At 45.3% G+C, this 26198-nt stretch carries 23 protein-coding genes; 14 read left to right on the top strand and 9 right to left on the bottom strand.

The window, feature by feature from the left end; genetic code table 11:
• The first annotated feature begins 47 nt into the window (after positions 1-47).
• From P5G61_RS17635 to P5G61_RS17625, 3 genes are all read left to right on the top strand, one after another.
• A complete protein-coding gene (locus tag P5G61_RS17635; protein WP_053781005.1) occupies positions 48-917 on the top strand; it encodes a carbohydrate ABC transporter permease in 870 nt (289 codons plus the stop codon).
• 12 nt (positions 918-929) lie between these two features.
• On the top strand, positions 930-1766 hold the full coding sequence (locus P5G61_RS17630; RefSeq protein WP_301247712.1) for a carbohydrate ABC transporter permease: 837 nt from the start codon (positions 930-932) through the stop codon (positions 1764-1766).
• Between the two features lie 212 nt (positions 1767-1978).
• Positions 1979-3883 (top strand): DUF4832 domain-containing protein, encoded by a 1905-nt coding sequence (locus P5G61_RS17625; protein ID WP_301247711.1) that lies wholly within the window; start codon positions 1979-1981, stop codon positions 3881-3883.
• Between the two features lie 214 nt (positions 3884-4097).
• Here the strand turns inward: P5G61_RS17625 and P5G61_RS17620 are convergent, their stop codons facing one another.
• Positions 4098-4709, bottom strand: a complete 612-nt coding sequence (locus P5G61_RS17620; protein WP_301247710.1) for a TetR/AcrR family transcriptional regulator — start codon at positions 4707-4709, stop codon at positions 4098-4100.
• A gap of 177 nt (positions 4710-4886) precedes the next feature.
• On the opposite strand from P5G61_RS17620, the gene P5G61_RS17615 reads away from it, so the two are divergent.
• The 5 genes from P5G61_RS17615 to P5G61_RS17595 all read left to right on the top strand — a co-directional run bounded on the left by P5G61_RS17615 (position 4887) and on the right by P5G61_RS17595 (position 10700).
• The gene (locus P5G61_RS17615) at positions 4887-5624 is read left to right on the top strand and encodes an SDR family NAD(P)-dependent oxidoreductase (RefSeq protein WP_285075304.1); all 738 of its coding nucleotides are present in this window, start codon (positions 4887-4889) and stop codon (positions 5622-5624) included.
• Positions 5625-5918: 294 nt separating this feature from the next.
• The gene (locus P5G61_RS17610) at positions 5919-8498 is read left to right on the top strand and encodes a glycosyl hydrolase (protein ID WP_301247709.1); all 2580 of its coding nucleotides are present in this window, start codon (positions 5919-5921) and stop codon (positions 8496-8498) included.
• A gap of 158 nt (positions 8499-8656) precedes the next feature.
• On the top strand, positions 8657-9094 hold the full coding sequence (locus P5G61_RS17605) for a ribonuclease (protein ID WP_301247708.1): 438 nt from the start codon (positions 8657-8659) through the stop codon (positions 9092-9094).
• A 15-nt stretch (positions 9095-9109) separates the two neighbouring features.
• Positions 9110-9388, top strand: a complete 279-nt coding sequence (locus P5G61_RS17600) for a barstar family protein (RefSeq protein ID WP_301247707.1) — start codon at positions 9110-9112, stop codon at positions 9386-9388.
• 97 nt (positions 9389-9485) lie between these two features.
• On the top strand, positions 9486-10700 hold the full coding sequence (locus tag P5G61_RS17595) for a GNAT family N-acetyltransferase (protein ID WP_301247706.1): 1215 nt from the start codon (positions 9486-9488) through the stop codon (positions 10698-10700).
• 201 nt (positions 10701-10901) lie between these two features.
• Here P5G61_RS17595 and dapA read toward each other — a convergent pair whose 3' ends face one another.
• Complete coding sequence (gene dapA, locus P5G61_RS17590; RefSeq protein ID WP_301247705.1) at positions 10902-11798, bottom strand: 4-hydroxy-tetrahydrodipicolinate synthase; 897 nt, start codon at positions 11796-11798, stop codon at positions 10902-10904.
• Between the two features lie 111 nt (positions 11799-11909).
• On the opposite strand from dapA, the gene P5G61_RS17585 reads away from it, so the two are divergent.
• A complete protein-coding gene (locus P5G61_RS17585; RefSeq protein WP_301247704.1) occupies positions 11910-12782 on the top strand; it encodes a LysR family transcriptional regulator in 873 nt (290 codons plus the stop codon).
• A 114-nt stretch (positions 12783-12896) separates the two neighbouring features.
• Here P5G61_RS17585 and P5G61_RS17580 read toward each other — a convergent pair whose 3' ends face one another.
• Together P5G61_RS17580 and P5G61_RS17575 are read right to left on the bottom strand one after the other, a co-directional pair.
• A complete protein-coding gene (locus tag P5G61_RS17580; protein ID WP_301247703.1) occupies positions 12897-15206 on the bottom strand; it encodes an MMPL family transporter in 2310 nt (769 codons plus the stop codon).
• A gap of 47 nt (positions 15207-15253) precedes the next feature.
• Positions 15254-15877, bottom strand: coding sequence for a TetR/AcrR family transcriptional regulator (locus P5G61_RS17575; RefSeq protein ID WP_079349129.1), 624 nt, complete (start codon positions 15875-15877; stop codon positions 15254-15256).
• Between the two features lie 327 nt (positions 15878-16204).
• On the opposite strand from P5G61_RS17575, the gene P5G61_RS17570 reads away from it, so the two are divergent.
• Positions 16205-17086 carry a phosphotransferase family protein gene (locus P5G61_RS17570; RefSeq protein ID WP_301247702.1) on the top strand — a complete coding sequence of 294 codons (882 nt, stop codon included), beginning with the start codon at positions 16205-16207 and terminating at the stop codon, positions 17084-17086.
• Between the two features lie 35 nt (positions 17087-17121).
• On the opposite strand, the gene P5G61_RS17565 is transcribed toward P5G61_RS17570, so the two are convergent.
• A complete protein-coding gene (locus tag P5G61_RS17565) occupies positions 17122-18045 on the bottom strand; it encodes an alpha/beta hydrolase family protein (RefSeq protein WP_301247701.1) in 924 nt (307 codons plus the stop codon).
• A gap of 15 nt (positions 18046-18060) precedes the next feature.
• The gene (locus P5G61_RS17560) at positions 18061-19173 is read right to left on the bottom strand and encodes a helix-turn-helix domain-containing protein (protein WP_301247700.1); all 1113 of its coding nucleotides are present in this window, start codon (positions 19171-19173) and stop codon (positions 18061-18063) included.
• A gap of 152 nt (positions 19174-19325) precedes the next feature.
• Between P5G61_RS17560 and P5G61_RS17555 the strand changes: the two genes are divergently transcribed.
• From P5G61_RS17555 to P5G61_RS17545, 3 genes are all read left to right on the top strand, one after another.
• Positions 19326-19700, top strand: a complete 375-nt coding sequence (locus P5G61_RS17555) for a DUF3888 domain-containing protein (RefSeq protein ID WP_301247699.1) — start codon at positions 19326-19328, stop codon at positions 19698-19700.
• Positions 19701-20396: 696 nt separating this feature from the next.
• Positions 20397-21704, top strand: a complete 1308-nt coding sequence (locus P5G61_RS17550; RefSeq protein WP_301247698.1) for an NtaA/DmoA family FMN-dependent monooxygenase — start codon at positions 20397-20399, stop codon at positions 21702-21704.
• A 77-nt stretch (positions 21705-21781) separates the two neighbouring features.
• Positions 21782-22729, top strand: coding sequence for an ABC transporter substrate-binding protein (locus P5G61_RS17545; protein ID WP_301247697.1), 948 nt, complete (start codon positions 21782-21784; stop codon positions 22727-22729).
• Between the two features lie 187 nt (positions 22730-22916).
• On the opposite strand, the gene P5G61_RS17540 is transcribed toward P5G61_RS17545, so the two are convergent.
• From P5G61_RS17540 to P5G61_RS17530, 3 genes are all read right to left on the bottom strand, one after another.
• Positions 22917-23117, bottom strand: coding sequence for a hypothetical protein (locus P5G61_RS17540; RefSeq protein WP_301247696.1), 201 nt, complete (start codon positions 23115-23117; stop codon positions 22917-22919).
• Complete coding sequence (locus P5G61_RS17535; RefSeq protein WP_301247695.1) at positions 23101-24006, bottom strand: SDR family oxidoreductase; 906 nt, start codon at positions 24004-24006, stop codon at positions 23101-23103. The genes P5G61_RS17540 and P5G61_RS17535 overlap by 17 nt, the downstream gene beginning before the upstream one ends.
• A gap of 284 nt (positions 24007-24290) precedes the next feature.
• The gene (locus tag P5G61_RS17530; RefSeq protein WP_301247694.1) at positions 24291-25241 is read right to left on the bottom strand and encodes a DUF3500 domain-containing protein; all 951 of its coding nucleotides are present in this window, start codon (positions 25239-25241) and stop codon (positions 24291-24293) included.
• Positions 25242-25454: 213 nt separating this feature from the next.
• Between P5G61_RS17530 and P5G61_RS17525 the strand changes: the two genes are divergently transcribed.
• Positions 25455-26039: a TetR/AcrR family transcriptional regulator gene (locus tag P5G61_RS17525; protein ID WP_301247693.1), complete on the top strand. Its 585-nt coding sequence runs from the start codon at positions 25455-25457 to the stop codon at positions 26037-26039.
• Positions 26040-26198: the final 159 nt, after the last annotated feature.

Genomic DNA, 26198 nt, shown 5'->3' with positions numbered 1-26198 from the left:
GGTATTCCGGTTAACGGAATACCTATGGCACAAATGAGGTGAAGGCAATGCATTCGAAAAGCAGATATATATGGGCTTATATGATGATCGCTCCGACGCTGATCGGAACGCTCGTTTTTTGGAGTTGGCCAGCCGTTTATTCCATTTATCTGAGCTTCCTGAAGTCCGAAAACTTCGGCCTTGTCAACCACTGGGTTGGTTGGGCCAACTACGAGAGATTATTTATGGACGAGGAGTTCTGGCAAAACCTACGTAATACGATACTTTATGTCGTGCTGTTTGTGCCTACAACGATTATACTTTCCACGTTTTTTGCCGTACTGCTAAACGCGAAGATCAAGGGCCAGTCTGTCTACCGGGTCATTTATTTTCTACCGCAGGTTACGATGGCGGCCGCGGCTGCTATGGTGTGGGTCATTATTTTTGCGCAGGATTACGGACTACTAAACTCCGTACTCGGCACCCACATTGCGTGGATATCTGACAAGCGCTTCGCCATGTATGCTCTTGTCATGGTCGGTGTTTGGGGCGCGATCGGCTTTAACATGCTGCTGATTCTGGCCGGGCTTCAAGGAATTCCACGCATTCTTTATGAGGCTGCTGAGATTGATGGCGCTGTCGGCTTTCGCAAGTTTCGATCCATTACGCTTCCGCTATTAACACCGACATTATTTTTTACGTCGATCGTACTCGTGATCGGTGCTACACAAATTTTTGACAGTATCTATCTGATTATCGGTAAAACGAATGTTGCACTACCCGCGGTGCGTTCTCTCGTATACGCGTATTACCAAAATTCGTTTATCTACTACGATCAGAACTATGGAGCTGCCATCGTCAACATCTTACTAGTGATCAACCTGGTTTTGACGGGTATCCAGTTCATGCTGCAAAAAAAATGGGTGATTTACGATTGAGGAGGTTCGAAAGTGAGCAGAGTTGTCTCTTTGAAGCATAGAAACAACCTTATTATTCATTTGGTTCTGATCGCTGGGGCAGCCGTCATGGTGCTTCCATTTCTCTGGATGATCCTTACGTCGCTCAAGACGACGACGGAGGCGACCCAGATTCCAATCACCATACTCCCTGCGGAGCCAAGCTTCAGAGGCTATGTGGACGCCCTCAAGCAATCAGCCTTCCTGCATTACTATGCGAACACGCTGATGGCTGCGTTCATGAAGACGTTGTTCCCTGTCGTCTTCAGCGCGATGGCGGCCTTTGCGTTTGCACGCATTCGTTTTCCGGGTAGAGGACTGTGTTTTTTTCTGATCATTTCGGTCATGATGATTCCCAACCCGGTGTTCTATACACCGCAATATTTGATGATGAGCAAACTTGGATTGGTGAATACGACGACTGCACTTTGGATTACCTCGCTCGTCAGCCCATTTGCGACATTTTTGCTGCGTCAATTTTTCCTCGGCATCTCCAAAGAGTTGGAGGAAGCAGCAGTGCTCGACGGGTGCAATCCGTTCCAAATCTTTCGCTATATCATGCTGCCGCTTGTCAAGTCAGCGCTGGTTGCAGTCGTCATCATCCAACTGCTCTGGTCATGGAATGAACTACAGTGGCCACTAATCATCAACAGTTCACCGGAAAAATTGACGCTGTCAGCAGGCCTCGCGACACTTGTCTCCATGTTCGGTACGGATTATCCTGTATTGATGGCTGGTGCGTTCATGGCTGTCGTTCCGATGCTCATACTGTTTTTCATTTTCCAACGGAGATTCATCGAGGGTGTCGCTTTTAGTGCCAGTAAGGGATGACCCGATGACCTTTTGGATCATGTCCATGCAATCTGAGAAAATTGGCTGGGCGCGTACCACCACGTTTACTAGCTATTTGCAACAAGTAGAAACGAGATGTGTGCTCACTAATGCGTAGAATTCCGAGCTGGAGAGGGGGTGAGTATGGCTGGGGAGTAAGTACATTGCCCTTTTTAATAGATAATCCCATACGAATAGGAGTGAACGATGCAATGTCGAATGCAAGACTTGCAAGGCTAGGATTGATGATGGCCGTCTTTTGTCTACTAGGCTCGATCGTGTTTATGAACTTCAAGCCTACACATGCTTATGCGTCCGGAGAGTGGCAGGCCCAAACCTATGATCCGAACAAAGCGGGGCTGGAGCTAAATCCACTGAAGGGCTTTTTACCCTTCTCCAAGCTCCCTTCGGAAAGTGTTGATCCGAACAACAGTTTCCCGCACAGCATGGAATGGTTCTACGTTTCGCTTCGCGACCTGATGACGGACTGGAACACGTACAACTGGGCACCGCTGGATGCCTATCTGAATGACATCGCTAGTCGGGGTAACCAAGCGGCTTTCCGCGTCTACGTCGACTATCCGGGTCGTACGAGTGGTATTCCGCAATTTCTAATCAACGGGGGGCTTATGACCCGGGATTATGACCAGAATGGCAACCACGATACATCTACGCACAGTTTGGCCCCCGATTGGAACGACGCTAATCTGAATCAGGCAATGCGACAGTTCGTCGCCGCACTTGGGGCTCGCTACGATGGCGATCCGCGGATCGGCTTCTTGACGACAGGATTATACGGCTTCTGGGGAGAGTGGCATACATGGCCCTACAATACCGATCCAACAAATTGGGAGATGAACCAGAGTAACCGTGACGGGCTGCTTTCCGCATTCAAGGGTGCGTTTCAGAAGACCCAGGTCCTGGCCAGGTACCCTTATTCGGCGAGTACAGCAGATGTGAAAAACGCTTTTGGCTACCATGATGATTCTTTTTCGTACGAAACGCTGTTCGAAAATGATTGGGGATTCTGGAATTTGATTACGCAAAACGGCCTGCAGAACATCTGGAAGACTCATCCGATTGGCGGCGAACTCTATCCACCGCTCCAGCAGGATGAGAGTTTTTGGCAGCATTGGCCCAACCAAAACGGTGAGGACTTCCAGACCTCAGTCGAAACGACTCACGCTTCTTGGCTAATGTACGATCGTGTGTACAAAAATTCTCTACCGGATGAGACGGCTAAGCTTAATGCGCTGCGAGCTCATAAAATGCTTGGCTACACGCTGTACAATTCCTCTGTACAGTTGAGCGATTCATCGGCGTCTTCACTGCAAGTCAACGTCAAACTTCAGAATAAGGGTGTCGCCCCCTTTTACTATAATTGGAAGGTTGAGTTTGGTGTACTGAATGCTGCTGACACATGGGTTAAGTCACTCGGCACGGAATCGTGGAATCTGAAAAGCGTCTTGCCTGGAGCCACGGACTATTCCTTCTCGTATAGTGCGAATCACAACCTTCCAGCCGGGGACTACAGGCTGGTCATGCGAGTTGTCAACCCACTTTCCGGCGGCAAAACCCTTCGCTTTGCGAACACCCGTCAGGATGCAAATCGAGATGGCTGGCTGACACTGTCCGGTTTCCATGTTTCTGCGAGTGCTACGACTTCTACAATACTGACTGATCCACCCGTGACGCCGGTTACACCTCCGACTTCTGGTGTTAACAGCTATGAGGCAGAGGCAGTAGGGAACACATTGGGGGGTTCTGCAGTCATTGCGGACTGCACGACTTGTTCAGGCGGTGGAAAGGTGGGCTATCTAGGCAACGGTAGTGGCACGCTGAAGTTCAATGGTGTAACAGTGCCTTCCGCTGGCAACTACAAATTGACCATCCAGTATCTGAATGGCGAGGCTTCCCGAGCCGCCATATTAAGTGTGAATGGAGCGGCGGGTACGACGCTCAATTTCCCAAGCTCCGGCGGCTGGACAACAGTTGCTTCTCAGGAGACGACCGTTCATCTGCAAGCGGGGTCCAATACGCTGCTATTTTCCCAGCCGACGGGGTATGCGCCGGATATCGACCGCATCTTAGTGAGTGTTACGGGTACGGGAGGGTAAAAAGAGGATCCACATTCTCCTTCCAGTTAGACCGCTTTTGGAGTGAATGGAGCTGACCTCCACATGCTGACTATCGGAGAAAAATAATTATCTAAATATGAAATATTAAGAAAATATCATTAATTAAATTCTATAAGTAAAAGGGAAAAAGACAAAGAATGGAGGACAAGATTCTCCTTCTTTGTCTTTAAATTAAATCTAACTAATCAACTGTTTAATCCAACTTGATCCCCACATAATGAAAAGAATGAATATGTGTTTTTGACAGTTCGATCACGTTTTTGATAAACATATCACGTGATTCGCGAAAATCGCTTAATATCCAATTGTTTAATATCCCAAAAAAGCCGTAAGCCGTGTAGTACTTAAAATACTCCATGTTCACAGGGGAATCGTTGATCGTCTCGAAGATAAACTGCTCTTCATATATTTTCAGAATTGTTTGAGGAAAACCTGTATGCAAACCAGGTAATGTGTCATCATATCGAATCAGTTCGAAGAAGTCTCGGTTTTCATAGATATAATTAACGATTTGAAAGGATTCCAAATTAAGCTTGTTGGTGTAGACCTTTTGACCGTGCGAGTATGGCTTGCCTACGGCGAGTCTCAGACCTTCGAGCTTCGTATCCAACAAGTCTTCGGCGAGCACAAATTTATCTTGGTAGTGTAAGTAAAAAGTACTGCGATTATAACCCGCCTGATCAACGATGTCTTTGACAGAGATGGCATGATAGCCTTTTTTCTTAATGAGCTGAATCAGAGCGCTTTTAAGATGCTCCTCGGTTCGATTGCGCTGTTGAGATTTCATAATTTGTTCATCATTCATACATAAAAACTCCTATAAAAATAGACATTGTTTCACCAAGTGTCTATGTAGTAGACATATCAACGTATCTTAATGATTGGATTGTTACAATTTTAAGCATACAATTATATTTGTAAACGTCATATAGCACATATGTGAATAGGTGCTATTCAAAATAGTATACTGGAGGATTTAATCATGGGCAAACTTCAAGACAAAGTGGCAATTATTACGGGAGGGGCATCCGGAATCGGCGCAGCGACAGCACGTTTATTCGTTTCAGAAGGAGCCAAAGTGGTCTTGGTGGACCTAAATGAAGAAAAAGGTAAGGCGTTTGAGCAAGAACTGAAAGCGCTTAAAGCTGACGCCCTTTTTATTAAAGCGAACATCACAAGTGAACAAGAGGTTGCTGAGATTTTCAAAAAAACCGTAGAGGTTTTCGGTAAAGTGGATATCGTATTTAATAATGCAGGAATCGGGCGTGTTCATCCATCGCATGAGCTTGACTATGCTGAGTGGCGCAATACGGTGAATGTAGATCTGGACGGCGTATTCTTGGTCGCACGTGAAGCGATCCGAGAAATGCTCAAAATTGGCGGAGGGACTATCGTCAACACGGCTTCCATGTACGGATGGGTTGGTTCACCTGGTTCTGCTGCCTACAATGCAGCAAAAGGTGGCGTCGTGAATCTTACTCGTTCACTCGCACTCGAATATGCTGAGAAAAACATTCGGGTGAACGCACTTTGCCCAGGCTTCATTGATACACCGATTATTCCAGAAGAGAGTAAGCAGGCTCTTTCCGCGGCAACACCAATGAAGCGGCTCGGTCAAGCAGATGAAATGGCCAAAGCTGTACTGTTCCTAGCTAGCGACGATTCATCCTATATGACAGGAAATAGCCTGATCGTTGATGGAGGATATACTGCCCAATAAGAGGATTAAATTTGCCGGAAATGAGAGGATTAACATTTTGAAAGCCGCGATTTTGCGGCTTTTTTATCGTTACAAGATCTTTTTCTGTTACGAGTACTTTTATAGAGTTGATATGAAACACCTGCAGTGGAATATAGCTGCTAAATGAACTTCATTTGCATGATAAAGCACTAAAATTCCCGTCCATATATTTGCAAAAATTGATACATATGCTATGTTTACAATGAAAGCGCCATCATGAGTGAACAGAGGAATCATTCTTTATCATATTTTAAAATGGGAAGGAAGATGATAATGAAGATTTTGCTCAAAAAGACAGGCGTATTAATGCTGGCATTGACTCTGCTTCTTGGATTGATGACCGTACCCGTTCATGCAGACTCACCACTTTTTACGATCGAAAGCGAAAACGCTTTACTTTCCTCCGATCTTCAAGTGACGACAGAAATTTACGGACAACCCAAGCCCGGATTTTCGGGGAGTGGATTTGTCTGGATGCAGAATTCCGGCACGATAACCTTCACAGTGACTGTCCCGGAAACGGGCATGTATGCGATCTCCACCCGATACATGCAGGAGTTAAGCGCTGACGGCAGACTACAATATTTATCCGTTAATGGCGTTACCAAGGGCTCATATATGCTGCCTTACACAACCACATGGTCTGATTTCAATTTTGGATACCACAAGCTGAACCAGGGAAGTAACACAATTCAGCTGAAGGCTGGTTGGGGATTCGCTTATTTCGACACCTTCACTGTGGATTATGCCAATCTGGATCCGCTGGAGGTTCAGCCTGTCCTCACCGATTCTCAAGCCACACCCGAAACACAACTTCTAATGAATTATTTAACCGAGGTTTATGGCAATCACATTATCGCCGGTCAGCAGGAGATTTACGGAGGTGGGAATGATGGCAATACGGAGTTGGAGTTTGATTGGATTCATAATTTAACCGGGAAATATCCGGCTATCCGCGGATTTGATTTTATGAACTATAATCCACTCTACGGATGGGAAGACGGTACAACGGATCGAATGATCGATTGGGTGAATAACCGGAATGGAATTGCGACCGCATCATGGCATATCAATGTGCCCCGAAATTTCACGACCTACCAGCTTGGGGATTATGTGGATTGGAAGGAGGCCACCTACAAGCCAACAGAAACCAATTTTAATACAGCCAACGCGGTGATTCCAGGTACGAAAGAATATCAATACGTAATGAGTACTATTGAGGATCTGGCGGAGCAGCTGTTGATTCTGCAAGATAATAATGTGCCGGTTCTTTTCCGGCCATATCATGAGGCAGAGGGCAACGGTGGGTTAAATGGGGAAGGCGCGTGGTTCTGGTGGGCTTCCGCAGGTGCGGATGTGTACAAACAACTATGGGATCTGCTCTATACTGAACTTACAGAGACATACGGACTACACAACTTGATTTGGACTTACAACAGCTACGTGTATAATACCTCTCCTGCATGGTACCCTGGTGACGATCAGGTAGATATTGTCGGTTATGATAAATACAATACGATCTACAACCGGAATGACGGTCTGTCGGGTGTACCGAATGAGGATGCTATTACCTCGATCTTCTATCAGCTGGTTGATTTAACTAACGGCAAAAAAATGGTGGCCATGACGGAGAACGACACCGTCCCAAGTGTACAGAATCTGACGGAGGAAAAATCGGGATGGCTTTACTTCTGCCCATGGTATGGAGAGCATCTCATGAGTTCCGCCTTTAATTATCCGGCCACTCTGAAAACGCTTTATCAAAGCGATTATGTGATTACGCTGGATGAACTGCCTAATTTGAAGGTTAACAATCCATCAACAAATGCGTCCCTCACACCTACAACCGTTGAATTTGACAAAAACACGCCCAATCCAAGCGACAAAGCCATAACCGTGAATTTTAACGGTAATACGTTAGCCGCTCTCCAGGTAGGTACAACTACATTGACTGCAAATCAGGATTATACGTTAAGCGGTAGTACGTTGCTGCTGAAAAAAGAATTCTTAGCCGGACTGCCAGTTGGCGACCATTCCATCGTTTTTGATTTTAATCAAGGGCAAGATCCTGTATTAAAAGTTAAAATTGTTGATTCAACACCAGGCGCAAACGCTGTAATTTCGCCCGTGAATGCAACATTTGATAAAGCAGCGAATCTAGCGCAGGATGTTTCCTTGTCCCTTACCTTAAATGGAAAACAGCTTACGAGCATAACGAATGGAAATTATACACTTGTATCGGGCCAGGATTATACGGCATCAAGTACGGCTATCGTTTTGCGCAAATCTTATCTTTCCACACTGCCGCTAAGTCAGCATGCGATAACCTTTCATTTTAGCGGAGGAAATAACGCTGTTCTTACAGTAAACGTAGCGGACAGCAGCGTTTCAGTACCCTCTGGGGACTTGACGATCCAAGCCTTTAATGGTAATACAAGTGAGTCCACCAACGGAATCTCACCTAAATTCAAAGTAGTCAACAACGGTAATTCGGCGATTCAATTGAGTGATGTGAAAATAAGGTATTATTATACGATTGACGGGGAAGAAGCACAGAGCTTCTGGTCTGACTGGGCAAGTATTGGGAGTGCAAATGTAACCAGCAAATTCGTTAAATTGGCAACGCCAGTTACCGGAGCGGATTATGTTTTGGAAGTTGGTTTTTCGAGTTCTGCTGGAACACTTCATCCCGGACAAAGCGCAGAAATTCAAGCACGGTTCTCCAAAAACAACTGGTCCAATTACAACCAGGCTAACGATTATTCGTTTAAGGCATCCAGTACTCAATTCGCAAACCATGAACAGGTTACCGGGTATATCAACGGTCAACTGGTTTGGGGGATCGAGCCGTAAGCAGGCAAGAATAATATAGGTTGGAGCGGGGTATTCCTGCTCCAGCCTTTTATTTTGGGGATAGCTAAAAGTCCGAGAAAAGAATATAAAGAGGAGTCTACGAAAGGAACATGTTATGATGGGGAGGATGCTAATTTTTCAGAAGGAGATCAAAATCAATGTTTGTAAAAAAATGGTTAGGTGCTTTGCTTATTATTCTGGCGACCATCCTGTTCACAGGCTGCTCATTCGAAACGGTTTCATTAAATGGCTCATCTCAAGAGAATGCCGCTCTTACGCAGTTTGATGAAGTAGCCAAGTATATTTCGGAGCATAATGAACTTCCGGAAAATTATATAACCAAGAAAGAGGCTAGAGAATTAGGATGGGAGCCTAGCAAAGGCAATTTGGAAAAAGTGGCCCCAGGCAAAAGCATAGGCGGTGACGTATTTCAAAATCGGGAAGGGCTGTTGCCCAAGAAAAAAGGAAGAACCTGGTACGAAGCAGACATTAACTATTCGGGAGGAACGCGGGGGAGCGATCGAATTTTATACTCCAATGATGGTTTGATCTATAAAACAACTGATCATTACCGTACGTTCGAACAAATCGAATAGGGAAAGGGTGATATTATGAAAACCGTAGTCATCAATGGAAAGGATATTCATGGTAAAGAAGAATTACATGACGTGCTTCAGACCAGACTCGAATTAGGTCAAACGTATGGCCGAAATTTGGATGCATTATGGGATTGCTTAACTGGCTTCATGCCCATGCCACTTACCATTCAGTGGATTGATTTTGATGCAAGCCGCAAGTCCCTGGGAGAATATGCAGATCATTTGTTGGACCTGATGCGTGAAGCTGAAGAAGAGTTGGAAGGATTTACATTTGAGACTTTTGAAAGCTAGTACCTGCAAAAGAACGAACGTAAAAAAGGTTAATGCCAGCATTATTCTCAAGCAATTGGTAAATAATATAATTTAAAACTAAGGGAGAATAACTGGCATGCACCGTAAGCAAAATTTAAAAATGAAAAAAGTGGATTTATCCCATTTAGAGCAATACAGTCAGCTGTTACGTTATGTATTTCAGGTCACTCATAATGATCTTCACAAACATGGATGGAAAGAAAGCGAAATCCTCCATGAGAAGTCACCTGTTTTACAACAAGCGGATGTACTTGGATGGTTTGACGGAGAAAAATTGATTTCTCAGGTATCCATATATCCATTTGAGGTTCGGATATTTAACCAAACTTACGCTATGGGGGGCGTAACAGGTGTAGGTACTTTTCCTGAATATTCCGGTCAAGGCTTAATGAACAAACTGCTGCTGCAAGCTCTCACCAATATGCGTGAAAAGAAACAATCCATTTCTTACTTGTATCCGTATTCCATACCGTATTATCGACGTAAAGGATGGGAAATCATTTCTGATAAAATCGTATTCGAGGTTCAAGACTTCCAATTACCCAAAAATAAACCCGTTCCAGGTGATGTGGCACGTGTAGAACCCGAAAGCGAAGATGTGAGGACGGCTTATGAACGTTTCTCCATGCAAACCCATGGGGCCATGCTGCGAAAAGAACTTGCGTGGAGTGAGTACTGGCGCTGGGATTCAGATGACTTAACTGCAGCTGTCTATTATGGAGAAGACGGTCAACCTGATGGCTACATATTATATTGGATTGAAGAAGAAGTATTTCACGTCAAAGATATGATTTTCATTCATGAAGAGGCACGAAGTGGGCTGTGGAATTTCATTAGTGCGCATTTTTCAATGATTTCCAAGGTAGTTGGCAATATTCATACGGATGAACAGCTTGCCTTTCTGCTGGAAGATGCTGATATTAAGGAAACGATTTCCCCATACTTTATGGCACGGATCGTGGACATAGAGCAATTTATTTCAAAATATCCGTTCAAACCCGCAGCGATGGAGAGAGAATGGACCTTTACATTGCAGGACCCTTTGCTGTTCTGGAATCAAGGCACATTTACACTACAAATTGAACCGAATGGAAGCGGAAGAGTGACTCGAAGTCAAAGCCGACGTAGTGGAGATAGCATAAATATCCAAACGATGACGACCATGTTGTTAGGCTATAAGCGTCCGGAGTACTTGCATAAGATTGGCCGCATTAAATGTGATCCAGAAACGCTTGATTTGTTAGAAGATGCTATCGAGCAGCAGGCGCCTTACTTTTCTGATTACTTTTAAAATTCAAAGTAGTGAACAGCATTCATTCCCTTATGAATGGTGGATTAACATGATCTCGTTCTCCGTCTTGAGATCTGTAGTTAAAGTTAAAACAACCCGTATTGAGTTTTATCAATACGGGTTGTTTTTTATTTCCAAACCAATCTGACTCACTATATCAGACTGAATGTATTCATAGGTCTTAGTAAGATATGCTTTTGTTTAAGTAGGTACGACCATATTTGCGAGTGTATCCGACAGCCTTTGTTTTGCTTTCTCGGATGCGCCAGTCAGCGGCAGACGCAATTTTGCAGAGGCGATCAGCTGTTGCTGAGCAAGCCACCATTTGATCGAGGCTGGAGCAGGTTCTGCAAATACATCACTAATCAGCGGTTGCAGTTGCTTAAAGCTGTCTCTAGACGCATTCACGTCACCAGATGCAAAACGCTGATATACCTCCACATACCGTTGGGTATGAATATTGGCAGAGGCCACCATCCCGCCTGCGGCGCCTTGACACAGCATCGCATGGAAATACGCATCCTCGCCGCATAGTACAGGTTTCGTTTCATATTGGGTTAGAGCCAGCAGCAGATCCAAACCGCCAGTGCTGTCCTTCAGGCCAATAACCCCGTCCAGATCCAAGACTTTCCTCATCGTATCCAAGGTCATTCGACTTCCGGTTCGAGCCGGAATCTCATAGACCAGAATCGGCAGTCCTGTCCGGGACGCGCTGGAGAAATGCTCCAGAATACCTTCTTGCGTGGGCCTGTTGTAATAGGGAGTGACCACCAGAGCTGCATCTGCTCCTAATTCTGCGGCCATTTCGGTCCGATGGACCGTCGAATAGGTATCATTTGTTCCTGTCCCCACAACGATGGGGATGGTTTTGTTCAGACTTATCAAAATTTCTTTGGTTACCTCAACCATCTGCTTTACTTCATCCCAAGAGACGGTCGGAGATTCTCCTGTCGTGCCGTTTACGACCAAACCCTGAATGTCATGTTCCACAAGATGGGTAACATACTTCCGATACGATTCAATATCCAACTTGTTGTCATCCGAAAAAGGGGCAATTACCGGTATATAAATTCCTTGAACATGTTGTTCGTTCATCATAATCAACGACCTCTTCCCGTTATATTGAAACTAATGTATCATAGGAACCAGCATCACAGTTACCTATAACAAATGATGGTTGTCATCAATATTTTCGATGAGGTGAGCAAGTTGGACTTAATCTATCTTCAGACGTTCAGAGAAGTCGCCATTCGCGAGAGCTTCACCAGAGCCGCAGAAGTGCTGGGTTATGCACAATCCAGTGTTACTACGCAGATTCAAAAGCTGGAAAAAGCATATCAAGTCAAACTGTTTGAACGCTACAGCAATAACAAGATTCGATTAACTTCTGCCGGGGAAGAGCTGTTCAAGCTTGCTGGACAGATGTTGGAATTGTTTGAGCAGTCCAAGGAAAAAATGGCGAAGCAGGGCGGTGGCTCTTTGACGATCGGTACGATGGATTCCATCGCTTCTTACTTTTTACCTCCATATATGCAAGCTGCCCGTAAGGAATACCCGGATCTCAACATACGATTGCATACGAATCGTGAGGGATTGATTTTGCATCAGGTCAGGGAGGGTGAAGCGGATATAGGGCTTATTCTCGCAGATGATTCGAGTGATCCGGCTTTGCAGTGGATTACCATTCGTCAAGAACCGCTATTGCTGATCGTGCATCCGCAACATCCGCTGATCGCCAAAGCGCAGATTGAATTGAATGATTTAAAGGACATGGAATGGATCATGCCTGAAGATACCTGTAATTACAGGCAGCTGCTAGAACGGGTGCTTCGTGCAAATTCAATCCCCTATCGGATTGGTCTGGAACTTGGCAATCCGGAAGCAATCAAAAGAAGTATTAAGTCAGGAGAGGGTATCTCAATTCTGCCGCAAATGGCTGTAATGGAGGAAATCGAGCGGGGGGAACTGAAAGTGTTGCCCCTTGAACATGCAGAACTTCAACTCGAAATTCAGCTCGTTCTTCATCCAAAGAAGTGGGTATCCAACGCACTGCACTATTTTATGGAAAGCTTGAAAGAATAAAGCACTATAAGCTTGGTTGAATCATTTTTTAAAAGCGGGAAGATAAACAAAACAAAAGCCCATTGACCGAACTGGTCAACGGGCTTTTTTGTACTATCATCAAATACTTGACGATCAAGACTTAGAGTTGGAATGATCTTTAGCATGAAGTGTAGCAATCAGCTTCTCGCCCTCAACGTCCAGATTCGGTAGAATGCGATCCAGCCATTTTGGAAGCGACCAAGCCTTGTCACCGAAAATAGCCATGATGGCAGGAACCAATCCCATCCGAATAATGAAAGCATCAATCAGAATTCCTACAGCTAATGTGAAACCAATCTGTTTGATCATGACGTCATCTGTGAAGATGAACCCAGCAAATACCGAGACCATGATCACCGCTGCGGCAACAACCACGCGACTTACCTGGTTATAACCATGAACAACAGACTCTGTCCCTCTGTGACCGTGTACGTATGATTCACGCATCGAGCTGACAAGGAAGACCTGATAGTCCATTGCCAAACCATACAGGATACCTGTCACGATGATCGGCATAAAGCTCAGCAGCGGGCCGCCAGTGTCGAAACCAAAGAGCGAATGGAGCCAGCCCCACTGGAATACAGCAGTAGTGATCCCGAATGTAGCCAGAATACTAAGAAGGAAGCCGATCGTTGCTTTAATTGGAACGATAATCGAACGAAATACCAAGAGAAGAATGATAAGCGACAGCAGGATAATAATTCCTACATAGATCGGGAATACCTGCGCCAATTTGGCTGACATATCAATGTTAACGGCAGTGAAGCCGGTAACACCAATCTTAACGTCATTCGTCTGTGCAACGCTCGATTCAGTAGATCGCAGCTCATTCACCAGATCTTTGGTGATTTTATCGTTGGGACCCGTTTCGGGAATAAGACTAAAGATAGCCAGATCTTCTGTCATGCCTAGCGGTGTAACCTGTGCAACGTTATTTTGGCTTTGGAGTTCCTGCATAAGACTGCCCAAGAGTTCCGGAGTCACCTGAGCGGAAGAATTGTTAGGCTCTGCGACCAGAATAAGGGGTCCGTTAAATCCTTCTCCGAAGCCTTCGGATATGGCGTCATAGCCTTGTCTTGCTGTCGTGTCCAGATTCGCTGAAGAAGCTCCCGGGATACCCATTTCCATTTTTGTTATAGGAGTGGCCGCAGCCCCAAGAAGCACGACGATGGCAATAATGGTGATCCAGCGATACTTGATAACGAAATTCACCCATCTGTGTGCGATCCCTCGGCCAGCTGTTTTAGGATGTTTAGTGCTTTTCTCGCGTGCTTTAGGGGAACAGATGCGTTCGCCCACCAGTCCAAGTAAAGCGGGCAATAGCGTAAGGGCAACAAATACGTTAATAAGAACGGTAGCCGCCGCAACTAAAGCCATCGTAGATAAGAAGGTGAGACCGATGACAAGCATACCGCACAGTGCAATGATGACGGTTAATCCGGCAAAAAATACAGCGCTGCCCGATGTGCCAATGGCTCTTGCTGTCGCCTCTTGTGCGCTCAAGCGTTGATCAATAATCATTCGCCGCTGGCGATTGACAATGAAGAGCGCATAATCGATTCCGACGGCCAGACCAACCATGAGAGCCAGGACGGAAGTAACACTTGGCATTTCTATAAATTTGGAGATCGAGAAGGCGCCACCTACTCCAATGGCAACGCCGAGGAGTGCAGTGACAAGAGGCAGACCTGCCGCAACGACGGAACCCAGGGTGATTAGCAAAACAATGATAGCAATGATCAGTCCGATAATCTCTGCCGATCCCACACCGATCGCTACCGTTTTGAGTGTTTCGCCCGGTAACACGGTGATGTTGGTTCCTTGCTGGGCAGTCATAACGGAGTCAATTACAGAATCAAAACCATCTTGAGTAATTGCAGACTGCTCAATGGTAAACTGAAATTGAAACAGGGCAACCTTTCCGTCAGAAGAGAGAAGGACACCAGGTACAGGAACACCATCCACCATTAGAGGACCATAGGGAGGAGGAGAGGCTGCAGCTGATTGCTGCTGCATATTCGAAGCCTGAGCCATGTCTGCGGTTGCTCCCGAACTGCTAGCTTCAGCTGCATAATCCGCAGGATTAATCACATCCTTCAATGCGTAAACTTCACTAACAGCTTTCGTTATTGCAGCTAAACGCTCAGGTGTATCCAAACGCTCGTTGTCAGGTGCTTTGAACACAACACTTCCTTGCCCGCCGGAGGCGGCAGGTAATTCTTTAGCTAATTGATCCAAGACCTTCTGTGATTCCGTCCCTTCAATTTTCATTTCAGAACTGATATGAATACCATTGATACTGATCATAGAAATGACAATACCCAGAATCAATACCCAACCAATGATGAAATACCCCGGTTTACGAAAAGCCGTTTTCCCCAATCTATACAATAATGTAGACATATATCTATTTTACACTCCCTCTATGGTGAATATGGGTTGCTGGCGCATCAGAATCCTTTGCGCAAATAACTAAACATGGTTTCTAAAAACTCATCAAACGGTACAGCTTCAGTGGTTGGATAGTCATTTTTCTTTTGTCCAGGGAGCAGCACATTAAGCCGTCCGTCAATTAAAGGAAGAATGATCCCGTAAACTGCGTTTATAAGAAGATAAGTATATACCTCGTCATCATTTCCGTTAGACAAGTCTAACAATGTTTCTTGCGCAGTCGTCTGCATCTGGTGCAATACTCCAAGGAAATGCGGCTCTAACACCGGATATTTTTTTGAAAGTACCAAAAGCTCACGCAATCTTCCTATGAGATCGGCTGTAAGCTGCATCTGGATGAGCTGATACAGAACGTCAAGCAAGGAGGTATTTGGGGGAATCTGGGTGAGCAAATTCTCGAACTCAGTAGTGTTATGAACAGCTGTAGCTCCCATCGCAACAGCTTCTTCCTTACATGTGAAATAGTTTGCGAAAGTTCTTCTGGAGTAACCGGCTTTTTGCACGATATCTTCAACAACGAAGCCGTCCAGACCATGTTCAAGTGCAAGTTCAAATGCAGCAATCGCCAGCGATTGCTCTGTCGCTTCTTTTTTTAAATGCCGCAAAGTTGGTTTGGTCATCATTTTCCGCTTATGCGTACACCTCCAACTTGGCTGTTTCTGTGGGGAAGCAATCGTAAGTTGTTGACTTCATTTGGGGTTCACACGACTCCTTTCTCAGGATCATCTTAACTTAAGTTTGCCCTTTAGGCAAATTTGCTCAAAGGGAAAGTTTATACCTGTGCGATAAACGTAAAGCTTCGTCCTTTGTCGGTTTCCGACATCTGACTACGAACAGGTTGAAGGCCCTTGTTTCGAACTGTATTATGGAATGGCAGAGCATTAAATCAGCGAGCCACATCAAACAGGCTCGCTGATTTATATTAGAGCACCAAATAGAGGAGGTTCCATATGAGTTCCATTCTAAACGTTATAGAAAAGCTAAAGTTGAACGTCTTAAATATTGAAGATGTTCCGGAATCATTTAGTTCGGATGTATATAAACTTACTCTTGCTAATGGAGAAGACGTTTATGTAAAGATTCCATTTAACAAGGATAAGCTTTTTCGTGAATTTCAGATGCTTGAAACATTGAAGGGCGTATTACCTGTTCCTAAGGTATTGGACATTTGGTATGGGGATGAAATGACTACGGGTGCGTTGCTTCTCTCAGCAATTCAAGGTGTACCTTGTACAGAAAATATTGATGAAAAGCTATCTTTTCAAATGGGGGTGTATCATGCAATGCTCCATGAGGTGAAAACGTCAGGATATGGTTATCATTCAGCCGACGGCTTTCATTTTTTTCACCAAAATAATTGGCGTCTACACATCAAAAGTAATTTTGAAAAGTGGAAAGAGCCCTGTAAAGAGCTCCTCGATCCAGCATTGTATGAACGTTGCATTCTTCATTTTGATGGTGATTTCTCTGCTTTACCAGATCCTGACGGACCATGTTTTGTACATATGGATTTTAGACCAGGCAATATACTGGTGAATGGTAACAAGGTTGCTGGTATTATTGATTTTGAGAGTGCTCGCAGTGGCTCCTCTGAAATAGATTTCACTAAAATCAATAGATATATTTGGGAAGTGAACCCGAGAACAAAATCCCCGTACATTGAAGGTTATGAAACGATTCGTACGATGTTAAATCTCGAAATCGTATTGCCATTTTATAATTTTTACGATGCTTTTAGCGCCGTTGCTTGGTGTAAAAACAGAGGAGTTGAAAAAAATCAATCGTTCCTTCAGGAAAGTATAGAAGTTTTGAAGAAATCAGTAGGTTATTGAATTGAATAAACGTTCAACAGGTTTGGCTGGTTTTCCTAAATGGAAAGAATCCAGTTGGAAATATCATTTATCACTTTCTTATCAACATGCTGCGCAACTTTATACTCTTTTTTCATTTTTAATATCTCTCCGTAAACAGCTGGCATAAATAAATGATTTAAGTTGGGGTAAAGTTTAAACGTTACATTCGGCCTTTCACCCAATAAGTCTTTGAAAGCCTTAAAATCTTTGTCTACGGATACATGGAAATCTTGATCTCCCTGCAAAATGAGTACGGGTTTATCTAATACGTTGAGGTAATGAATGGATGGATGTTCTCCCATCTCTTTGAAGTAGTAGGCTCTAGAATATTTCCCCAAAACTACAGTTGATTTTGCTTCTTCATCACTTAACGTATAGATTTTATCGAACTTGGATGATAGTGCTGCGATTTGTTTCTTAGCAATCATTTTCAAAAACATATTCAACGACGCTAAAACATCGTTATTTTGTTCCATCAAAATTTCTTCTAATTTTCGTGGAGACCCACCCATAATAATGATACCAGCAAAATGTCCACCTTCTGCATCAATTCGTGGAGCTAACATCCCGCCTAAGCTATGACCGATAATAAATATTTGCTTTGAATCAATCCGTGAGTCTTTGCGTAATAAATCAGCTGCGAGGATAGCATCTTCCATGGTTTCTTCTTTAACGGATAATCCGGTTTCGTTTTTCATTTCTTTTCCATAGACGAATGTTCTTTTATCATACCGCAGCACGGCAATTCCTTTTTCCGACAACCCTTCGGCAAGGTCTTTAAAAGGGTAGTTATTGCCGACTTTTTCATCCATATCCGTAGGGCCAGAGCCATGCACCAATACCACGGCTGGAACTTTGGATGAGCAATTCTCTGGCAATGACAAAATGCCATTCAAAGGATATTTCGTTTCTTGGCCAATGATTAGCTTCTCATTCATACCCATAACCTCCAATCAACTTTTTTCTTGCAAAAAATGATTCATTTTTTGAATTAGTCCTTGATACTCGGGTACTTCACGTAACGAATTGAACGCTGGATTCATCAGAATATCCCTCATCATGCTATTCTTGATAACCTGCTCGCTGCGGGGAGCGGTGACGTCGAAATCTTTCAGCCACGGATCAATCAGATCAAAAAATGAATCTCCACGAAGCTCAAAAGGAAAGAAGCCTTCCACGCAGGTATCCACATATTTTTCAAGGAGTTCAATCGATTTCTCAGGAAATTTGTTCACACAATATAGATGAGCGCCTAGTGCGTAAAGCAGGACGACATTGTTTGGATTTAGCCGTTTCATATCAAAAATCCGTGCAAAATCCGACGCTTTCTTAAAAGCTTCTTCGGCTTTTTCGATATGATCCATATTGAATTGGAGGACGTTCAGCAGCCCTTGAAAAACTGCCATTACGTGCTGATACAGTTCAGCCTGCAAGGTTTCTTTGGCTTTGCTGATATTGCCCATATGCTGATATGCCTGTGAAATTAACGCGCCCTTTGGCATCATGGGCCGGACGGTCTCCCCCAGTAAATCTAAGACCCGCTGCGGACTCCTTAGCGATAGAAAACAAACGGATTGATACAAAACCGCATCGCTCGAAAGCTGCATATCGCCACTTTCGGTTTGAATCCGTTCACATAGCGTCACGGCTTCGTTAAGAAGCACCTCTTTTTGCTCTTGTGTTCTCGCCAGCGTGAAGTGATTTGTGTACAGCCTGACCATCTGCAATAAGAGTGGAAAGCAGGCGTAATATTTTTTGATGATCGCCGTACATTCTGCAATCACCTCATCAAAAGGGAGAGAAGCAAAATCATTAGCGAGTCGGGTGTAGAGATTCGCGATGTCCGACTGCTCCATTTGCGGGGAATAGCCCATCAATTCGTCAATGCTGATGTTAAAATAGGCCGCAAGGCGTGGAAGAAATGTGATATCAGGATAGCTTTGTCCCGTTTCCCACTTGGAAACAGACGCTTTGGAAACACCGATAAATGCAGCAACCGCATCCTGTGTTAATCCTTTTTCTCTGCGTTTTGCTACAAGAATCGATGATAAATTAATTTCGTTCATTCAACATCACCTCTGATTATGATTATACGGTTTATAAAATCAACTCCCAAGCGACTTGTCGTTGACTTATGTTAAAAAAATCAACCATTGAGAAACTTAATGGGGAAAGAAACTGGTCGATTAGGGATACTAAGGAAGAAGGAGTGGAGGACATGAGAAAAGTATTAATTATAGTTGTTAGTTGTATTCTAACGCTAAGCCTAAGCGCATCAGCATATGCAGAGCATGGTACAGTGAATGAGGAGGAGTATAAGTCTTTATCGTTAACTTTACTTAATCCATCCATACAGCTGGCGATTAATCAGTATTATCAAAAAATTCACAAGCCGCAGCCAAGTTATGGTTTATATGAAATGAAGGTTCTAGAACTAAAAAGGAGATTCCCTGGAGCTTATGCCTTTCGAGTGATTGTTGAAGTCAACACGTACTACGGTCCACACAATCCTCCAAATGCAAAGGAGTTTATTACATTCGATATCGATACCAGTAAAGTGAAGTTAATTAAATATATCCATAGGAACGACTAACTTTTAATCTTGAGATGGTCCGAAGTGATTATATACTTTGCATGGGGGTAAATCTTTTCTAACGCTAAATAAGCTTTTCTAATGTATTGGTTTTGCACCTTATTTTCTAAAATAAGGAGTGAAGCAGAGTGAAATATACAAACGCTAAAAAAATATTGCCTGAAAAGCTAATTATAATGATTCAAGAGTACGTCCAGGGAGAGACGATTTACATTTGAAAACAACTTGCCTTTGACGGTGTCTTAATCGAATTGCAAGTACTCCCTGGATATCATCATTTGGCTCCAATGTGTCCGAATGCACATTTTTCTCAAATAGGTGCCACCTCTAGTGAGTACGCTTTGTTGAAAGCTCTGGAGTTACTTTGATTATAAGACTGATTTAGAGATGGAATCGAACCGAGACAACTGGGGAGCAAACAGTATAGATGACACAAGTTAGAGCATTAAAAGATACAAGCCGCGTTAATGCGGCTTTTTTCGTGTCTTTAAAGATAAACAAGAACTTGACCTTTTGCCACTCAACCAAAGTTTAGATAATTGTGCATATCGGATTTGTAACTTGTGTATTCAAATTTGATTAAATCCTTGCTAAACTTTGTTTTGATAATGAGAATCATTATTATTATTAAATAGAGGCTGGATTTGACCGGAGGGCTTTCTAGGAGCAAATCAATGATAAGAAAGGTTGGTAGAAATGACTTCTAACAGACAACTCTGTATTGGATTGTCCTTAAATGCAACGTGGAATAAAGGTGACGGGTGGCGACACCGGGATAGCGGAGTGGAGCAAACGGGATCCATTGACTATTATATTCATTGGGCGAAAATGGCGGAGAACTCAAAGCTCGATTTTCTTTTCAGAGCGGATTATCTATATATTAGCCCGCAGATGTTAGGCGATTCTTCTAATTTCGGCAGCCCGGACCCTACTTTGTTTTTTGCAGCTATAGCTCGTGAAACCGATCGGATCGGACTGGTTACGACCATTTCTACGACGTTTAATCCACCGTATATTGTTGCTCGGCAGCTTCAATCCTTGAACTGGCTAAGCAATGGACGTGCCGGCTGGAATATTGTCACTTCTATTGAGGGCGCCGATAATTTCGGCAACTCTCCAATGCCATCCCCGGAAGAACGGTATGCGAAGGCAATAGAATTTACGGATGTGGTATGCAAACTTTGGGATAGTTTTCCGAGTGAGGCTATCGTTATTGACCGTGAGTCAGGCATGTTTTCTGATAAGGAAAAAGTGAATGCTATTCATCATTCCGGTGAATTTTTCAGCGTAAAAGGGCCGTTAACTCTACCTTCTCATCCATCGGGAAGCATTCCTTTGTTTCAAGCGGGAGCTTCGGATATTGGACGGAATTTTGCCTCTTCCGTAGCGGATGCTATTTTTGCGGCAATGCCGGATCTGGAATCAGGCGTGGAATTGCGAAGTGATTTGAGAAAAAGAGCTGTAGAACATGGGCGCGATCCGAACACGATTAAAATTTTGCCGGGGTTATATTTTTTCCTTGCCGATACGCACGAAGAAGCGCTTGAATTACATAAGGCTGCTCATGCCCATTTAAGTCTTGAGCGCAGACATGCCTCTCTCCAATCGTTAATGGGCCTGGATTTAAGTGGTTTTTCCTTGGATCAACGCGTAACCGAAGATATGCTTCCAGATCCTGATCATGCTGTCCGCAGCCGTACACATGCTGAGCTGTTGCGTCGATATATTACAAAATATCAGCCTACAGTGAAGGAGATTCTGGTTCGGCCGGAGGTTGTCGGATCTGCCCATTGGGTATCTGTGGGGACAGTCGAGACGGTAATGAATGATATTATTGAGCGGGTTGAGGCAGGTGCTATTGATGGGTTCATCGCCCTGCCAGGCGGTTCAGAAAAATCGATGAAGATATTCTTTGAAAAGCTGATTCCAAAGTTGGTTGAAAGAGGTCTGTTCAGAAGTGAATATACCGGGGAAACGTTGCGTGATCATTTGGAGGGTTCATAGGTCATCACTGTTTTTTTATTTTTAGAGCGAGAGCATGGGTACACACAATATGGATAACGTATCGTAGGGGAGAACATATGAAAAGACTAACAGGATTGATTTTATCTGTTATTGTATTTGCAGGGGGGATACTGGCTGGATGTTCCGAAACGCCCGTTGCAGTTACTCCTGAACCCAGCAAGATCGATGGTGAAGGATGGCCAAGAACCATTAAGGATGCCAGCGACAATGGAGTGGTGCTTGAGAAACGACCAGAGCGTATAGCGGTGCTTCATCCCTTATACTTGGATTACTTTTTTGCTTTGGATACTCCTCCAATCGCATCAATCAGCGCGGGGGAAGCATTGGAAAAGTTTGCTACGTTACAGCCTTACGCCAAATCTGCTGATATTATTGATTTGGGAAGCGACTCAGCGAATTTGGAAAAGATTATTGCCGCTCAGCCTGATGTAATTGTAACCTTCAAGGGGTCTGTGGATACCATTTATGATGAGTTGAACAAAATTGCTCCAGTCATCTTAATCGACTACACGGATATCTGGGACAAAACGACGATGCTTCTTGCTGAAGTTGTTGAAAAAGAGAAGTTGGCGAAAGAACTGATTAAGGAAACCCAAGAAATGATAGCAAATACGAAAAAGCATTTAGGTACTCTTGAGGATAAGACCTTTGCCTTGTTGCGGGTTGATGGAAAAGCAAATTTTTATGCTCAAGGATCTAAAAATACAATGTACTATAATCAAACTGCGGGCTTTGGGTTGTTGGCACCGAAGGGGTATCCTGAGGGTGGTGAGTCGCTTACGCTGGAAGGGCTATACGACATGAATCCCGATTATATTATTATCCAGCATGATATTGACGTTGCAAAGGCAGCAGTGAAGGAAAAGGAATCTTCGAAGGTATGGAATTCACTGAAGGCTGTAAAAAACAACCATGTTGTTATATTTGATAATTCCCTCAATAGTGCGAGTATCCTGGCTGTCCGTTTGGCCTCAGAGTATTTTCTGAAATTGGCTGAACAATAATTATTACACTAAAAGATCCGATTGCTGATTCTGAGCGCAATCGGATCTTTTAGTGTAGGAAGACAAGAACATTATCGTATTGATGTATCCTTAATATTGGGATTAAAGGAAATTATAGAGTGACAAAAAGTGGTGAACGGCCGCACCGCCCGGAGTAACCAGGCAAGCGAAGACGATGACACTTGCGTCAACGATCCACAGCAGCTCCGATGAACTCGGATGCAGCCCGCTGACCGAGAGCATTGGAACCGCCAGATTGATGGCGGCAACAAGGCCAACGACCAGGATGATACACACGCAAACGCAGGCCAGAATCAGCCCCCGTTGTCGTGACGTTTTCACGGCAACTGGAGAAACTATCTTTGGGGCACTTATGGTTTTCCGACATGCTTGTACGCACCAGCCATGATGTCATCCATCAGAGTTGGCGAAGCTGGCGTCCATCCGAGAAGTTCGCGAGTATGTGCGCTGGAGCCGGTCATGGATAGTTTAAAGAAGCTGCCGACCAACCCGAAGTGCGCATCGGCGTCTTCTGCTGCAATCGAGGCTACCGGGATGTCGAGGGTGCGCCCGATTGCTTCGGCGATCGCTCGAGTGGTGATGGCTTCCTCTGCGATCGCATGTAGACGTGATCCTGCCGGCGCCTTTTCGAGTCCCAGCCGGAGGAGCCGGGCTGCGTCGGAACGGTGCACTGCAGACCAAGCGTTGGAACCGTCACCGATGTACCCGGACACGCCCTGCTTGCGGGCTGCGGACATTAGGAAATTAATGAATCCCCAATCTCCAGTCCCGTGGACGGTTGGAGCGAACCGGGTGATAATGGTCCGCACTCCGCGACCAACGTAGTCGAGAACAAGATTCTCGGAGCCGCCCCTGTCAGAGCCCGGGCCCACAGCTGGGGACGGGTCAGCCTCCAACACCGGACGCCCTTGAACCAGACCGGAGATGGCATTAGCGACTATGAAAGGCCGGTCAGTACCGATCAGTGTCTCGGCGAGAGTTTCGACTGCAGCCCGTTCAGCACGATCCGACTCCGTAGGATTCGCCCAGTCATGCTTGTTCGCCAGGTGGATGACAGCCTCAGCTTCGGACGCCCCCCGGCGGAGGGCGTCGAGGTCATCGAGATCCCCGCGCAGTGCAGTCGCGCCTTTCTCTTCAAGCGAAGCCGCAGAGACGTCCGACCGAGCCAGTCCGACGACCTTGTAGCCTGCTCTCAGCAACTCATCTACGGTGGCCGATCCAATCCATCCCGTTGCTCCAGTAATAAATACATTCATCTGTGTTACCTCCTTGTAGCCCTTCCACAGGCTACACTTCATATTTTTTTACGGTTACTCGCATTGTCAGGATTCACGACAATGTCCGCTTCTGACAATTACGAGACACTGTGTAACTTAATATAACAGTTACAATACAATGTGTCTAGTAATTATTTTGGAGTAGGGACAAGACGCGTGGGAAGACCTATGGATGCATGACGTGAGCGAATGTCGGCTTAGTGACGAGCGGGTTTGGAGCATCATCAATCAGTGTTGCGTGATCGCCAATGGGCAAGTTTGTTTTAGAAGGCATTCCCACCATAGTCCGTTTTCTTGTCGCGCCACACAGCGTGTGGATGTGGGTCTGAAAGGATTATACCGCTGTGCATAGAAAACTCGATCCACACCGAAGGACCGTCGATACGGATATAGTCCTTCGGTTTACTCACGGAGGTTGAGCCCGAATAAGCGACGTACGTGAAATCGAGCTCGTCCTCATAGCCAGCGAGGATTCTCGCAGCGTTCTCGTCGTCGATGCTGCTGACATAGGTTTCAATCGCTGCTAGCAGCAGGGCTCTCTGGTCTTCGCGTAATTCGGAGCCCCGAATGCCCTCAGCTGTCGTAGGGAACGCCCAATCCTTGCCTGGGCCCAGCAAGAGATCCCGGTACTTGTCGCGGAGTCTGGATAAGGCTAACTGGTCATTGTCAAATGAGGCAAGTAGAGCTACGAATGTTCTCTGTGCCTGCTGCTGGGGTTGATTGCTTATGCCGTTGTACTCGAAGGTCGAGAACGGTTCAATACCACGGAACGAGGGGGTTGCTCCAACGAGGTTACCATCTGTGTAAGTGTTGGCGACTGCGAGGTGGTGTCCGCCGAATTGCAGCTCCCATGTCCCCGAATCGGATGGCGTACCAAGGAAGGCAACGTAGAAGTTCTCCCGCCCGTAGTCCCGGGTCACACCGTAATCACGAAGATAGTCGTCGGCATTAAGGATCTGTTGGATCTCGTCATAGCCCTTGTTCTTGCCTGAACCGGTAGCTGCCGCGAGTAAGACGTTCAGCGATGTCCATTGTTCTTCCGAGAGCGTGCCTATCCGGAGACCGCTTCGGCCGCGGTGACCCATCGTTGCCTGGGGATAGTTCGACCAGTTCACTACATTCCTCAGCGAATAGTCCTGGTTCAAATCGCGGAGCTGGTCATAGGAGAGCGTAGCCGCGAACGACTTCGCGAGCTCGACGACTTTGCCGTTCAAGGTTGTTGGGCAGTTGTACGTATGTGCCACTCTAGCCGTAGATATGCGCATAATAATTGTTATCTCCTTCGTAGCCCTCTTCGGGCATCAATTGAAATGATCGACACAGTTTCGAGTCACCGTGCACCGAAAATATATCATATAAGAGACACTGTGTCCACATATGTGGTTTGGAATTGGACAAAGAGGACTGTCTCCGTGTATAGTTGAGACATGAAAAAAGAACATTATCATGGCGGTCGTCCCCGAAGTGAGCAAGCGAGGGCGGCTATTTTGGATGCGGTTGATGACCTCTTGGTCGAGGTCGGATATGCGGCAATGACGATGAAGGGCATCTCCGAAAGAGCAGGAGTGTCCCGGCAGACTTTGTATCGTTGGTGGTCACACAAAGCGGAAATCCTCTTCGAGGCCAGTGTAGCCGATGCCGAGGAAGAATTGGAGATTAGTCCCACAGGGACTCCGTTGGATGATCTAAGAGCGTACCTGGAAGCACTCGTTCGCTTCCTTACGCACTCGCCGGCAGGCGCCGCTTATCGGGCTCTCCTGGGTGAAGCACAGCACGACTCTGCCGTGGGGGAACTGCTCTCTGCGAAGGACCTGCTCGGCGACAGCGCCCGGGTCGTGATTGAGCGCGCGCTCGGGAAGGACACACTTCCAATTCCAATCGATCAGGCCACAGCCTTGTTGATTGGACCGACATTCTTCTGGATTCTGAGCGGACGCAATCCCGAACAACTTGTCCCACTTAAACTTGCCGAAGACTTCATGAGCGACCTTCGTGCAAGACAATTGCGCTGAAGAGGCGCTTAAATGTAATGACCGCCTGCTTGAACGACTGGACAAGTTGAAGAATAGAATCCACATACTCATGGCTCACGTGGTTATACTGCATAGAGAGCTTAGAGTAAACGAGGTACTATTAATAGCAAGATAGCGACTTGAAGGTCGGTATCTTGC

Origin of the sequence: Paenibacillus vandeheii, from assembly GCF_030433635.1 — a bacterium.
Lineage (GTDB): Bacteria > Bacillota > Bacilli > Paenibacillales > Paenibacillaceae > Paenibacillus > Paenibacillus vandeheii.
The sequence above is the reverse complement of the archived record's forward strand: the minus strand, read 5'-3'. Positions and strand labels throughout refer to the sequence as shown.

Excerpts from the sequence above, each read along its gene's own strand:
- P5G61_RS17635 (WP_053781005.1), top strand. The coding sequence starts at position 48 with ATGCATTCGAAAAGCAGATATATATGGGCTTATATGATGATCGCTCCG.
- P5G61_RS17625 (WP_301247711.1), top strand. The coding sequence starts at position 1,979 with ATGTCGAATGCAAGACTTGCAAGGCTAGGATTGATGATGGCCGTCTTT.
- P5G61_RS17620 (WP_301247710.1), bottom strand. The coding sequence starts at position 4,709 with ATGAATGATGAACAAATTATGAAATCTCAACAGCGCAATCGAACCGAG.
- P5G61_RS17615 (WP_285075304.1), top strand. The coding sequence starts at position 4,887 with ATGGGCAAACTTCAAGACAAAGTGGCAATTATTACGGGAGGGGCATCC.
- P5G61_RS17610 (WP_301247709.1), top strand. The coding sequence starts at position 5,919 with ATGAAGATTTTGCTCAAAAAGACAGGCGTATTAATGCTGGCATTGACT.
- P5G61_RS17605 (WP_301247708.1), top strand. The coding sequence starts at position 8,657 with ATGTTTGTAAAAAAATGGTTAGGTGCTTTGCTTATTATTCTGGCGACC.
- P5G61_RS17600 (WP_301247707.1), top strand. The coding sequence starts at position 9,110 with ATGAAAACCGTAGTCATCAATGGAAAGGATATTCATGGTAAAGAAGAA.
- P5G61_RS17595 (WP_301247706.1), top strand. The coding sequence starts at position 9,486 with ATGCACCGTAAGCAAAATTTAAAAATGAAAAAAGTGGATTTATCCCAT.
- dapA (WP_301247705.1), bottom strand. The coding sequence starts at position 11,798 with ATGATGAACGAACAACATGTTCAAGGAATTTATATACCGGTAATTGCC.
- P5G61_RS17580 (WP_301247703.1), bottom strand. The coding sequence starts at position 15,206 with ATGTCTACATTATTGTATAGATTGGGGAAAACGGCTTTTCGTAAACCG.
- P5G61_RS17575 (WP_079349129.1), bottom strand. The coding sequence starts at position 15,877 with ATGATGACCAAACCAACTTTGCGGCATTTAAAAAAAGAAGCGACAGAG.
- P5G61_RS17570 (WP_301247702.1), top strand. The coding sequence starts at position 16,205 with ATGAGTTCCATTCTAAACGTTATAGAAAAGCTAAAGTTGAACGTCTTA.
- P5G61_RS17565 (WP_301247701.1), bottom strand. The coding sequence starts at position 18,045 with ATGAATGAGAAGCTAATCATTGGCCAAGAAACGAAATATCCTTTGAAT.
- P5G61_RS17560 (WP_301247700.1), bottom strand. The coding sequence starts at position 19,173 with ATGAACGAAATTAATTTATCATCGATTCTTGTAGCAAAACGCAGAGAA.
- P5G61_RS17555 (WP_301247699.1), top strand. The coding sequence starts at position 19,326 with ATGAGAAAAGTATTAATTATAGTTGTTAGTTGTATTCTAACGCTAAGC.
- P5G61_RS17550 (WP_301247698.1), top strand. The coding sequence starts at position 20,397 with ATGACTTCTAACAGACAACTCTGTATTGGATTGTCCTTAAATGCAACG.
- P5G61_RS17545 (WP_301247697.1), top strand. The coding sequence starts at position 21,782 with ATGAAAAGACTAACAGGATTGATTTTATCTGTTATTGTATTTGCAGGG.
- P5G61_RS17540 (WP_301247696.1), bottom strand. The coding sequence starts at position 23,117 with ATGTCGGAAAACCATAAGTGCCCCAAAGATAGTTTCTCCAGTTGCCGT.
- P5G61_RS17535 (WP_301247695.1), bottom strand. The coding sequence starts at position 24,006 with ATGAATGTATTTATTACTGGAGCAACGGGATGGATTGGATCGGCCACC.
- P5G61_RS17525 (WP_301247693.1), top strand. The coding sequence starts at position 25,455 with ATGAAAAAAGAACATTATCATGGCGGTCGTCCCCGAAGTGAGCAAGCG.